The sequence below is a fragment of the Micromonospora sp. NPDC049089 genome (assembly GCF_040648775.1).
In the GTDB taxonomy this organism is placed as follows: Bacteria; Actinomycetota; Actinomycetes; order Mycobacteriales; family Micromonosporaceae; genus Micromonospora.
In genome coordinates, this window is sequence record NZ_JBEZEH010000094.1 from 1 (window position 1) to 11589 (window position 11589).

The 11589-nt window shown below is 68.3% G+C and carries 14 protein-coding genes; 7 read left to right on the top strand and 7 right to left on the bottom strand.

Annotation, left to right across the window (positions count from 1 at the left end):
* Both AB0B48_RS17655 and AB0B48_RS17660 read left to right on the top strand, forming a co-directional pair.
* The coding region (locus tag AB0B48_RS17655; protein WP_357202436.1) for a glycoside hydrolase family 15 protein at nucleotides 1-212 on the top strand (212 nt) is incomplete at its 5' end.
* A 129-nt stretch (nucleotides 213-341) separates the two neighbouring features.
* Nucleotides 342-896, top strand: coding sequence for a hypothetical protein (locus AB0B48_RS17660; protein WP_357202439.1), 555 nt, complete (start codon nucleotides 342-344; stop codon nucleotides 894-896).
* A 79-nt stretch (nucleotides 897-975) separates the two neighbouring features.
* Here AB0B48_RS17660 and AB0B48_RS17665 read toward each other — a convergent pair whose 3' ends face one another.
* Nucleotides 976-1272 carry a hypothetical protein gene (locus tag AB0B48_RS17665; RefSeq protein WP_357202442.1) on the bottom strand — a complete coding sequence of 99 codons (297 nt, stop codon included), beginning with the start codon at nucleotides 1270-1272 and terminating at the stop codon, nucleotides 976-978.
* A 260-nt stretch (nucleotides 1273-1532) separates the two neighbouring features.
* Here AB0B48_RS17665 and AB0B48_RS17670 point away from each other — a divergent pair, with 260 nt between their 5' ends.
* Nucleotides 1533-3728 (top strand): UvrD-helicase domain-containing protein, encoded by a 2196-nt coding sequence (locus AB0B48_RS17670; protein WP_357202445.1) that lies wholly within the window; start codon nucleotides 1533-1535, stop codon nucleotides 3726-3728.
* On the opposite strand, the gene AB0B48_RS17675 is transcribed toward AB0B48_RS17670, so the two are convergent.
* Both AB0B48_RS17675 and AB0B48_RS17680 read right to left on the bottom strand, forming a co-directional pair.
* Entirely contained in the window at nucleotides 3717-4082 is a 366-nt protein-coding gene (locus tag AB0B48_RS17675; RefSeq protein WP_357202448.1) for a VOC family protein, read from the bottom strand. The genes AB0B48_RS17670 and AB0B48_RS17675 overlap by 12 nt on opposite strands.
* A 168-nt stretch (nucleotides 4083-4250) precedes the next feature.
* A complete protein-coding gene (locus AB0B48_RS17680) occupies nucleotides 4251-4787 on the bottom strand; it encodes a TetR family transcriptional regulator (protein WP_357202451.1) in 537 nt (178 codons plus the stop codon).
* Between the two features lie 71 nt (nucleotides 4788-4858).
* On the opposite strand from AB0B48_RS17680, the gene AB0B48_RS17685 reads away from it, so the two are divergent.
* Nucleotides 4859-5905 (top strand): aldo/keto reductase, encoded by a 1047-nt coding sequence (locus AB0B48_RS17685; RefSeq protein WP_357202454.1) that lies wholly within the window; start codon nucleotides 4859-4861, stop codon nucleotides 5903-5905.
* 92 nt (nucleotides 5906-5997) lie between these two features.
* On the opposite strand, the gene AB0B48_RS17690 is transcribed toward AB0B48_RS17685, so the two are convergent.
* Nucleotides 5998-6441 (bottom strand): hypothetical protein, encoded by a 444-nt coding sequence (locus AB0B48_RS17690; RefSeq protein ID WP_357202457.1) that lies wholly within the window; start codon nucleotides 6439-6441, stop codon nucleotides 5998-6000.
* Nucleotides 6442-6509: 68 nt separating this feature from the next.
* On the bottom strand, nucleotides 6510-7160 hold the full coding sequence (locus tag AB0B48_RS17695; protein WP_357202459.1) for a TetR/AcrR family transcriptional regulator: 651 nt from the start codon (nucleotides 7158-7160) through the stop codon (nucleotides 6510-6512).
* Nucleotides 7161-7218: 58 nt separating this feature from the next.
* Between AB0B48_RS17695 and AB0B48_RS17700 the strand changes: the two genes are divergently transcribed.
* Nucleotides 7219-8049: an SDR family NAD(P)-dependent oxidoreductase gene (locus tag AB0B48_RS17700; RefSeq protein WP_357202462.1), complete on the top strand. Its 831-nt coding sequence runs from the start codon at nucleotides 7219-7221 to the stop codon at nucleotides 8047-8049.
* A gap of 91 nt (nucleotides 8050-8140) precedes the next feature.
* Nucleotides 8141-8464 (top strand): nuclear transport factor 2 family protein, encoded by a 324-nt coding sequence (locus AB0B48_RS17705; RefSeq protein ID WP_357202465.1) that lies wholly within the window; start codon nucleotides 8141-8143, stop codon nucleotides 8462-8464.
* 62 nt (nucleotides 8465-8526) lie between these two features.
* Here AB0B48_RS17705 and AB0B48_RS17710 read toward each other — a convergent pair whose 3' ends face one another.
* Nucleotides 8527-9300: an alpha/beta hydrolase gene (locus tag AB0B48_RS17710; protein WP_357202468.1), complete on the bottom strand. Its 774-nt coding sequence runs from the start codon at nucleotides 9298-9300 to the stop codon at nucleotides 8527-8529.
* A 228-nt stretch (nucleotides 9301-9528) separates the two neighbouring features.
* Between AB0B48_RS17710 and AB0B48_RS17715 the strand changes: the two genes are divergently transcribed.
* Nucleotides 9529-10137 carry a helix-turn-helix domain-containing protein gene (locus AB0B48_RS17715; protein WP_357202471.1) on the top strand — a complete coding sequence of 203 codons (609 nt, stop codon included), beginning with the start codon at nucleotides 9529-9531 and terminating at the stop codon, nucleotides 10135-10137.
* Between the two features lie 165 nt (nucleotides 10138-10302).
* Here the strand turns inward: AB0B48_RS17715 and AB0B48_RS17720 are convergent.
* A partial coding sequence (locus tag AB0B48_RS17720; RefSeq protein ID WP_357202474.1) for an NAD(P)/FAD-dependent oxidoreductase occupies nucleotides 10303-11589 on the bottom strand: 1287 nt, incomplete at its 5' end.

Below are 11589 nucleotides of genomic sequence, written 5' to 3' on the forward strand. Positions count from 1 at the left end.
GAACGGGCCAGCGCCTCGACGACGCCCGACTCACGTTCGAGAAGATGTTCACCTTCAGCAATCACCTCGGCCTCTACGCCGAGGAGATCGCCGCGACCGGGGAGCAGATCGGCAACTATCCCCAGGCGTTCAGCCACCTCTCACTGATCAACTCAGCGCTGACACTCAACGACCTACTCGACAACGAGGCCGACGCCCGCCGCAGGCGGTAGCGCCAGCTCGTCCCGGCCAGCCCGCCGCCCACGCGGAGCCGGCGGCGGGAAGGACTTGACGCGCCCGAGTCCAACGCGCATCGTCGATATACATCGACCATCTCGAATGTATGGACGCGGGGAGAACCGATGAAGGCCTTCGTCACCACCGTCTCGGTTGCGGCACTGCTGCTCCTGGCCACCGGCGGCGCATCCCACGGCCAGCCAGCTGCCGACCCGCCCTGCACCGGGCAGATCCACCCGAACCCGGGGTTCGAGCGCGGCACCACCGGCTGGACGGCCGGCCCCCGCATCGTCGTGTTCGGCGACGCGACCCGACCGGCACACACCGGCCGCGCCTACGCCGCCTTCGCCGGGCTGGACGTGACGCGTACCGACCTGCTGCGCACCACCGTCACAGTGCCGGCCAACTGCGACCTGACGGTCAGCTTCTGGGTGCGGACCACCACCACGGAGACCAGCCGCGGCGACTACCTGAACGTCGGACTGGCGGTCACCGGGATACCCCCGAAGACGAGGTTCTCGCTGGCCTTCGACGGCGGAGCGCAGTGGCGGCAGTACGTGATGTCCAGCGGAACCGCCACGACCGAACGCACCGCGACGGCCAGCTTCCTGGCCAGCGAGACGGCCGGCAACGGGGCCACCGCCTTCGACGTCGACGACGTGTCCTTCAGCTTGAGCTGACCCGCACGGGACAACCCTCGGCACCCCGGTGACCGTCCTCGCGCCGCGCGACCTCGGCCGACATCTGCCGCAGGTCGGCTCAGTGGGGTTGAGCGGGCCAGTCCAAGCCCAGGGGAATACCGGTGTTGGTGGTGTCCTCGTCGAGGTTTATGCCTCCGACGATCTCCGGCGCGAGGTCGCCAGATTCGAGCCGGTGGCGATGCAGCTCGTCGTGAGTGCCCAGACCCGCAAGGCTGGCGCTCTCGTACATCGAATGAAGGACCCAGGTCGACGATTGCCAACCAGCGGCGTCGTAGCCGGTGGTCGACTCCCAGACAGGGCGGTCTGCAAGCCAGGTCAACAGCGTGGCCGGAGCTTCAACGCGTTCCATCGACACGCCGCCATCGTGCCGCACCCATGCCTGAGGCCGAAGAGCACCCACCGCTCGGAACACACTCAAAGAACAGATGGAGACCGAACTGTCAATATGAAAATAGGATTGATGAGGCCACGAACAACGCCGGAACTGCAAGGCATTGAGATTCCGATCTCTGCTGGCGGATTGCCTGGTCGGTGAGGGAAACGGACTCTATGCTTGCCGCCGAATGCGCTGCGGCTCATCCGGGCCGAGGGTTACCCCGATCCAAGGATTTGTGAATGCACCGGAAGTCTGCCCTGAGCATCGGCACCGCTGGCGTCGCCGAATCAGCACCTGGCGGCCAACTGCCGGCCCCCACAGCGGAGGGTGCCGCGCGACGATCCGCGGTCGCCGAGGAACAGGCATTTCTGGATCTGGCCACGGCCCGGCGCGACAGGCTGGTCGACCACCTACAGGTCGAGCTTTCGGCAGAGGCCCTGGACGCGTTGGAGCTGGCCCGGCAGCGCATGCTCCGCCAGCAGTACGACGAGCTACGGCGAGCAGAGGAAGGGCTGGTCTTCGGCCGCCTGGACGGCCTCGACGGCACTGTGCGCCACGTGGGCCGCGTCGGTCTTCGCAACGACGGCGAGGGCACCGAGCCACTGCTGGTGGACTGGCGCGCTCCCGCAGCTCGGCCGTTCTACACCGCGACGGCTGTCGACCCACAGGGTCAGGCACGGCGCCGGCACATCCGTACGACGGGATCGGCCGTCGTCAGCGTGGACGACGAACCCCTCGACGGAAGTACGACTGCGGAACTCGTCGGCGAAGGCGCCCTACTGGCCGCTCTCGACCAGCGGCGCACCGGCCGCATGTCGACGGCGATCTCCACCCTGCAACGCGAACAGGACGACATCATCCGGGCTGAGGCGACCGGCCCACTGATCGTCCAGGGCGGTCCCGGCACGGGCAAGACCGTGGTTGCCCTGCACCGCGTCGCGTACCTGCTGTTCACCCACCGGAAGTTGGCCGACCAGGCGGTCCTGGTCCTGGGTCCCTCGCCGCGGTTCCTCCAGTACATCGCCCAGGTGCTGCCCGCGCTCGGTGAGACCGCCGTCGTCTCGGCGACCTGCGACACCCTGCTGGCCGACATCCACGTGGGCCGCGACGAGAGTCGGCGTCTCGCCGAGATCAAGGGCCGCGCCCTCTGGCAGCCAACGCTCGAAAGCTACGTCACGTCGCTGCTCCCCCGCCCGCGCGAGCTGAAGCTGCGCTGGGAGGGCGAGTTCTACGTCATTCCGGCCGCGACCGTGGCGCAGGCGCTCGCCTCGGCGGTGCAGGGGCGTCCGTACCACCGCGCCCGCGCGGCGTTCGCCGAGCAGTTGCACCACCGTCTGGCCGATGTCGTCGCCGAACAGCGCGAGACGCTGATGGCGGAGATGGAGGAAGGCTTCGAGGACATCCTCGCCCGCGTCGACAAGGGCATGGCGCATGACCACTCCTGCACCGAGGCGTCCACCGGCAGCGACATCAACGGGTTGCTCTCCGAGGAGGAGGTCGAAGAGCTTCGTTGTCGTATCGCCGAGAACACCACCATCGCCCGGTTCATCGAGGCCTGGTGGCCCACCCTCGATCCCGAAACCCTGCTGGGTGGCCTCCTGACCGACCGCACCCTGCTGGCCCGGTTCGCCCCGCAGCTGTCCCCCGAGGAGGTCGCGGCCGTCGCGGCCGAGCCCACCCCCTGGGCATCAAGCGACATCCCTCTTCTCGACGCCCTCGCCGACCTGCTCGGCGACGTCGACACCCCGCAACCACAGGGCGAATTCCTCGCCGAACGTGCTCGCCGCCAGCGCGGCTGGGTGTACGGCCATGTCGTCATCGACGAGGCGCAGGAACTGTCCGAGATGCAGTGGCAGATGGTTCTCCGCCGTTGTCCCAGTCGCTCCATCACCGCCGTCGGCGACATCGACCAGGCCGAGGCAGCACACCGGCACACCAGTTGGGCGCAAGCGGTACGGGCTGCCTTCGGAGACCGCTGGACCGCCGCGGAACTGAGCATCTGCTACCGGACCCCGCGCGAGGTCATGGACCTCACCGAACCGGTCTTGAAGAAGGCTGGCAGCCACAACACTCCGCCACGAGCGGTGCGCTCCTCCGGCATCGCCCCCTGGGAGCGGACGATCACACCGGCTGAGCTCGCCGGCTCCGCCGTGGACGCAGTGCGACAGTTGCAGCAACGGTGGCACGGCGGCACGGTCGGCGTCATCGCCCCCGCGGAGCGCATCGCCACACTCCGAGCCGTGCTCAGTGATGTGCCAGTGCTCACCGCGACCCAGTCCAAGGGACTGGAATGGGACGCGACACTCCTCATCGACCCTCAGGGCATCGCCGCCGAACCGCGCGGTTGGAACGGCCTCTACGTCGCGCTGACCCGATGCACCCAGGAACTCGGACAGCTGACCCTCACGCCGCGTTCGCGCGGCTCAGCCGCGTAGGCAAAAGGGATGGCCGGCCGGGTCGCGTAGGACGCGAAAGCGTTCCGGCGCGGGTTGTTGCTCTTCCCTGACGGCTCCGAGTTCGATCGCGCGCGCCTCGGCGTCATCGAGGTCATCGGGCTCGTCGACGGCCAGGTCGAAGTGGATCTGCTGTGATCGTTCGCCCGAGGGCCATGTCGGTGGCCGGTAGCCGTCGACGCGAACGGCACCGAGGTGCAGCGGACCCGCCTTGACCGCACAGAAGTCCGGGGTCTGGACCGCGACCTCACCATCCAACATCGCCGCCCAGAAGCGGGCCAGGTCGGCTGGGTCAGGGCATTCCAGGTTGATTGCAGCGATGTGGGCTACCGGCATGGATCCTCCAGTGGACGGGGTCGTTCGGGCCGACGGAGACCTACCCTAGCGCCCAAGATGACGGTTTACTCTTTTTACGCCACGTCCGCGAGGATCCGGTCGGCACATTCGGACGCTGGTCGAGCCGAGCATCCACGGACCGGCGAGAGCCGGTCGCGTCACACTCGCCTAGCCCTTGATGATCGCCATCAACGCGGCGGTGAAGGGTGCGGGGTCCAGGTCACCGCGGATCGCCAGTTGCAGGCTGTAGCTGACGCTGAGAGCCACGAACGCTTCGGCGATCTGCGCGGCCTGCGGGCGTCGGGCGTCGGGCACCAACTCGGCGATCGCGGCCCGCATGGCAGCGAGTTGTCGTTGCACAACGGCTGCCAGCAGGGGGGATATGGCGGCTTCGGCATAGATCTGGGCGACCAGCCGGGCATGATGGCTGTCCCGGGCCCGGGCCCGGACATGCTCAAGGAAACCTCCCACAGCCTCGGCGGTGAGCGCCCGCGGCAGCGCTTCGGTTCCTTGCTCGCAGACCGCGATGACGATCTCGTCCTTGCTCGTGAAGTACCGGTAGATGGCTCCGTTGGAGAGCCCGGACTCGGTGACGATGTCGGCCATCGACGTGTGGGCGAAGCCGTGACTGGCGAACCGAGCCCGGGCGGCGTCCACGATCTGCTGGCGGCGAGCGTCGAGATGAGCTTGACTGACCCTGGGCATAAAGAGTGACCCCTCGCTTTATTTGCTACTGTCGGAAGCCTACCTCGTCGCACCGAACTTCAGGAGCTCCCATGCGCTACCAGACCTTTGGCCGTCTGACCGGACTGCGTGTTTCGGAGTACGCGCTCGGGACGGCGAACTTCAGCACCTCGAACACCGGCGCCGGGCCCGAGGCTTCACGGCAGATCTTCGAGGCCTTCGTCACCGCCGGCGGCACCACGTTCGACAGCTCCAACCTGTACCAGGATGGACAGGCCGAAACCGTGCTCGGTGGGCTGCTCGGACCGCAGCGGGACGACTTTGTGATCATCACCAAGTACAGCGGGACCAGGCAAGCTCAGCCCCGCCCTGGCACGACCGGCAACAGCCGCAAGATCATGATTCGGTCCCTCGAGGCGAGTCTGCGCCGCCTCGGCACCGACTACGTCGACGTCTTCATGCCGCACTTTCCCGACGGCGTCACGCCGATCGAGGAGATCCTGGCCGGGTTCGACGACCTGATCCGCTCCGGAAAGATCCTGCACGGCGCACTGTCCAACTTCCCGGCCTGGCGGGTCGCCGGCGCCGCGGTCCGCGCCGACCTGCGCGACCTGGCTCCTCTGGCCGGCGTTCAAACGGAATACAGCCTGGCCGAGCGATCCGGCGAGCGGGAGCTACTGCCGATGGCGCAGGCCCACGGTCTGGGCGTGGTCCTGTACTCCCCGCTGGCCGGCGGACTGCTCACTGGCAAGTATCGGCAGGGTGAACAAGGCCGGCTGACCGCCCGGGGCGACGCGATCGAGGGCAGCGCCCAGCGCACCGCCATCGTCGACGCGGTCCTGGCGATTGCCGAGGAACTCAACGTCAGCGCGGTCCAGGTGTCCCTGGCCTGGCTGCGTCGCCGGGCCACACTGGCCCCCACGGCCCTGATCCCGATCGTCGGCCCGCGCACCCTGACCCAGTTGGAGGAATACCTGAAGTCTCTCCAACTCGACCTTGGCGACCAGCACTACCGACACCTGGACGAGGTCAGCGCGATCCCGCTCGGAACCCCACACGAGGACGTCACCGCCGCACTGAACCACGGCTTCGACGGTGACCGCGCACTGCTCGACCCTCCCCCCGTTCCCGTCATCTAGCGCTGCCGGTGTCCGCCGCCCATCAGTGATCATTGAGCGGTGACGACCCCTGCGGCGCGAGCACCGGGGGCTCCGCGTCAGCGGTCGGTCGATCACCGGGCGCTTAGGCACCGGACCCGGGTGATCAGCGCGTCCGGCCCACCGGTGCCTCCGCGCACATCCACCACCATCAGCTCGACCTTGGCCCCTTCGGAGAGCGGAGCCAGGCAGACGGGTGTTCCTTCGTGGTGGGTCTGACCGGCGTAGTCGACCCACTCCACCGGGCCCAGTTGATAGCCCTGGCCGCCGTCGTTGGCCTTGTTCGCCGACGGTTGCCGCCCATCGGGCCGGACCACGAACGCGTTGGCGTCGGCGTTGACCGCTACGACGGTGCCCGTGACCGCGTGCGGTACCCCCCAGCGGGGCGTCAACAGGGAGTAACAGGCGAGGGCCCCGAGTGCGGCGCCGGTCAAGCCGGCGACGGCGACCGGTAACCACGGTCGTGCCGACAGGCGCGAGGCGGACGGACGCGGATCCGGATGAAGGGTCGTCGCCATCTCATCGACTGTATCCTATGTCTGGCTTTGTGGCGGTACCCGCGGGGTCGGACAGCATGGTGGTGTCCCTAGCGGGCCAGGCGGTCCAACAGCTCGCCGAGCAGCGCGTGTTCGCCAGGGGTGAGGTCGCCCGGGTCGTTGCCGACCAGCGCACGCAGCGTCAGTGCGGCGCTCGCACGAGTCTCGGGGGCTTCGGCGGGGGGCATGCGCAGGACTCCGGCCAGCGCGGCCTCGCGGACGCGTCCGGACAGCCCGAGATCCGGGTCCGGCTGGCTGATCAAGGTGAGCGTGATGCCGACGTTGGCGGCCAACACCTGTTCGGCGGCATCGGCCGCTGGCACCTTGAGCAGGCCCCCGGCGGCGGTTAACCGCTCGCGCAGCGCTGCGTGCGCGGGGGCGGTGACGGCGCACGGCTTTCCCGGCTGGGCGCGGCCGTACAGCAGCCCGTAGAACGACGGGTGCTCCAGCCCGAACTGCACGTGCCTGTTCCAGCCCTCGCGCAGGTCGCCCAGCGGGTCGCCAGAGCTCTCGACCGCCGTGTACTGGGTGAAGCCGTGGCTTGCCACGGCGTCGATCAGGCCCTGCTTGCTGCCGAAGTGGTGGTACAGCGTCGGGGCCTGCACCCCGGCGCGATCGCACACCGCCCTCGTGGACACAGTGCCGCCGCTCTCCAGCAATTCCGCCGCGGCGAGCAGGAGTCGATCCCGTGCGTTCTGCATGCTTGCTACATTACCTCATGTAGCGCTACATTGCTTTCTATAGCGAGAGGAGAAGTCCATGAAGACCTGGTTCATCACTGGTGGGACTCCCGGAGGGTTCGGCCTGGTCTATGCCGAGGCCGCCCTGGATCAGGGCGATCAGGTGGTGGTGACCGCCCGTCGGCCCTCTGAACTACACGAGTGGGCTGAACGACACGGAGACCGTGTGCTGGTTCTCCAGCTCGACGTCACCGATGCCGACCAGGTGCGTGCGGCGGTCAAGACGGCCGAGGAGCGGTTCGGCGGGATCGACGTGCTCGTCAACAGCGCGGGCCGTGGCTGGTACGGCTCGATCGAGGGTGCCCCCGACGAGACGATCCGCCGCACGTTCGACCTCAACCTGTTCGCCGTGGTCGAGGTGGTGCGCGCGGTCCTGCCCGGCATGCGGGCACGAGGCGACGGATGGATCGTGAACATGTCGTCGGTGGCGGGCCTCGTCGGCGCACAGGGGTTCGGCTACTACGCGGCGGCGAAGTTCGCGATCGAGGGACTGTCGGAGACACTGCGCCAGGAAGTTGAGCCATTCGGAGTGCGCGTGCTCGTCGTGGAGCCGGGAGCGTTCCGCACCAAGGCCTTCACCTACTTCCAGAACGAGGACGTCAACGAGATCGTCGACGCCTACGTGCCGATGGTCGAGGGCGTCAAGGCGGCGTTCGTGGAACACAACGGCAAGCAGGCAGGAGACCCTGTCCGTGGAGTGCAGGCCGTGATCAGCGCGATGAACGCACCCGTGCCGCCGAAACGAATCGTGCTCGGCAACTCCGGCTACGACGTCGTTGTTGCGATGCACGAGAACGCACTCGCGGAGCTGCGCGCGAACGAGAAGCTCTCCCGCGGAGCGGACTTCTGAGCCGTGACCCTGGTCGGCACCTCGAGCTGAACACCGGGGCCGCACCAGCGCGCGCCCGCGTCCGGGCACCGGAGAAAATTGGAGGCAGTAAATGAACGAGATCACTCTACCCAAGGCCGTCGACAACTTCATCACGGCCACTAACGCGCACGACGCGAACGCGCTGGCCGCGGTCTTCGGCGACGGGGCCACCGTGCGCGATGACGGGAAGACCTGGACCGGCGAGGCCGAGATCCGCGAGTGGATCCAGGGGCACCTGATCAACCCCAAGGTCGTGCTCACGCCGACCTCGTTCGCGGACGACCGGCTGGTGGCCTCCGGGGACGGTGATTTCCCCGGCGGGCCCCTGTCATTCGCATTTGTGTTCGACATCAAGGACGACCAGGTCATCGACCTCGCGATCGAGCCCGTCTGATGCGTCACCGGCCGGGCTGCCCGAGGGCTGCTCCGGCCGGTGAACGCGATAAGCGACCGTCGTCAACCTCGACGACTCTTGGACATCTGCATCGAGCGTGTGGTGGCGCGGGCGGCGGTGTCGATGAAGTCGGCGACCGGGCCGGGTTGCGAGACCGCCACAGCGTGGGAGGCGGCGATCTCAATCGTCGTGGACCCCGCCCTGTCGGCCATGAAGCGCTGCAGGTCGGGCGGGATGGCCTGGTCCTGGGCGCTGATCAGGGTCCAGGAGGGAATCGTCTTCCAGGCGACCTTGGTCACGCTCTCCTCCTGGGCGTGCGCGGAGGCGGGCCGCTGCGTTGCCTCCATGAGTTCGGCGGTGCCGGAGTCGACGTCGGCGGCGAACGCCTCGTGAAACTTGTCCTGCACAATGTACTGATCCATGGTCGTGCCGCCGTCGTCGTCGGGTATCGGGATCATCCTGATGCTCGAGGTGAGCTGACTTCCAGGGTGCTTCGTGAGCAACCCGAGCGCACTTTCGCCCACGTCCGGGCTCAAGCTGGCGACGTACACCAGAGCCTTGACGTTGGGGGCGTCGGCCGCCGCCTCGGTCATGACCGCCCCGCCGTAGGAATGGGCGGCTATCACGACCGGTCCGGGCAGGCTGTCCAGGAGGGCGCGAACGTATGCGGCGTCCTTTTGCACACCACGCAGCGGGTTGGCGACGGCAATGACCGGATAGCCCTTATGTTTGAGGTTTGCAATCACCCCATTCCAACTCGACGAGCCGGCGAATGCCCCGTGGATCAGCACGATCGTCGGCATCTCCTGGGCAGACATGTCAGAAGCAGCGCTCATCTGGAGGTCCTTTCGAGAGGCCTCGTCACCCGTTGCCTGCGACTGCTGGCCGGACCGACGAGGACGGTCGACGGAGCACTTCCCTGGGCACCGGGTATCAGCCCGCGCGATCCCTGCTCCGATGGGGTTGCAGCATCCAGAATTCCGCATTGATCGGGCCACTGTCAGCGAGATCGGAGAAACCGCCGACAAGGATAAGACCGAACGTTCTGTCGCTAAGATGGTTGGATGGCGAGCGACGAACCCACCAACCGGCCCTCCGAGGCGCGCCTCAAGCTTCTCCGCACGGCGACCAGGATCTTCTACGCGGAGGGCATTCACTCCGTCGGCGTCGACCGGATCATCGCCGAGGCGAAGGTGACCAGGGCTACTTTCTACCGACACTTCCCCAGCAAGGACGATCTCATCCTGGCCTACCTTCGGGAGGTGCATCAGCTGGAGCGCGGCATGGTCGACGAGGCGCTCGCCGCCAACCGATCGCCGGTCGACCCGCTTTTGACCATCGCCAATTCCATCGCTCAGAACATCCAGTCCCCCGGGTTCCGTGGGTGCGCGTTCCTGAACGCCGCGGCGGAATATCCCGACACGAACCATCCCGTGCACCAAGAACTCATGGCCCACCGGCAATGGTTCCTGGACACCATCACCACGCTCATGGCACAGGTCCATGAAGGAACGGCGGATCCCGCAGCGCGCCACTTCGTCATGCTCCGGGACGGTGCCATGGCGGCGGGATGCCTCGCCGACCCCACGAAGGTGTCCGAGACCTTCCTGCGCGGTGTCGAAGGACTCCTCAGGATCAACTCGGAGCTTCAGTCGGCGGAGTCGGCCCGATAGCCCCCGCACGACCTCGAGCTGGGCCACCCTCCGATAGGAGGACGACCCAGCTCCTGTTGTGGTGCCACCACCGGTTGAGCGCGCGCCCTCGCCCGGCCGACCTCGTCTTCTTCTCGTCGAAACGGCCGACGGCCGCCGATGACGCGGACGGCCGTACGGCGCAGGTCAGCGGCCGTACGCCTCCAGCAGGCGCAGCCAGACCTCGCTCACGGTCGGGTACGCGGGCACGGCGTGCCACAGCCGCTCCAGAGGAACCTCACCGACGATGGCGATCGTCGCGGCGTGGATCAGTTCCGCGACGTCCGGGCCGACGAGGGTGAGGCCGACGATCACCCGTCGGTCCTCGTCCACGACCATCCGGGCGTGCCCCTGGTAGCCGTCGGCGTGCAGCGCGGCCCCGGCGACGGCGGCCAGGTCGTAGTCGACGACCCGGATCCGCAGTCCAGCGGCCTCGGCGGCGGCTGCGGTCAGCCCCACCGACGCGACCTCCGGGTCGGTGAAGACGACCTGCGGCACGGCGCGCTCGTCGGCGGTGGCGACGTGCCGACCCCACGGACGGTCGTCTGTCGCTTCGCCGGTGGCCCGCGCCACGATCACGTCGCCGACCGCGCGGGCCTGGTACTTGCCCTGGTGGGTCAGGAGCACACGCCGGTTGACGTCCCCCGCCGCGTACAGCCATCCGTCGCCGATCAACGCGCCGGCACCGTCGACCACCCGCAGAGTGTCGTCGACCGTGAGCCAGGCGCCCGGCTTCAGGCCGATCCGGTCGAGGCCCAGGTCGTGCGTGTTCGGCGTACGGCCGATCGCGACGAGGATCTCGTCGGCCTCGACCTGTCCGCCGTCGGTGAGCGTGATGTGCACCGTCCCGTCGCCGTCGCGGCTCACCGATCTGGCCTCGGCACCGAGTTGGACCGACACGCCAGCTTCCCGCAGAGACTGCGTGACCCGCTCGCCGACGAACGGCTCCGCCGCAGTGAGCACCCCGTCGCGCGCGAGCACCGTCACCGCTGATCCGAGGCCGGCGTACGCGGTCGCCATCTCCGTGGCCACCACGCCACCACCGATGATGGCGAGGCGGCCGGGAACCTCGCTCGCGGCGGCTGCCTCACGGCTGGTCCACGGCGCAGACTCGCGCAGACCGGCGATGTCCGGCACCAGCGCGCCACTTCCGGTCGCGACGACGACGGCGTGTCGGGCGGTGAGCGAGGTGGTGGCGCCGTCCGCGCCGGTCACCTCGACGACCCGGTCGGCACCAAGCCGCCCCTGGCCCCGATACAGCGCGATTCCCGCCGAATTCAGCCAGGACACCTGCCCGTCGTCCTTCCAGTGCGAGGCGAAGGCGTCCCGGCGACGCAGCACGGCCTGCGCGTCCAGCTCGCCGGTCACCGCCTCGCGGGGGCCGGGGCGCAGTAGATCCGCCCCGCCCGCGCGGGGGCTGCGCCGCCCCCCCCG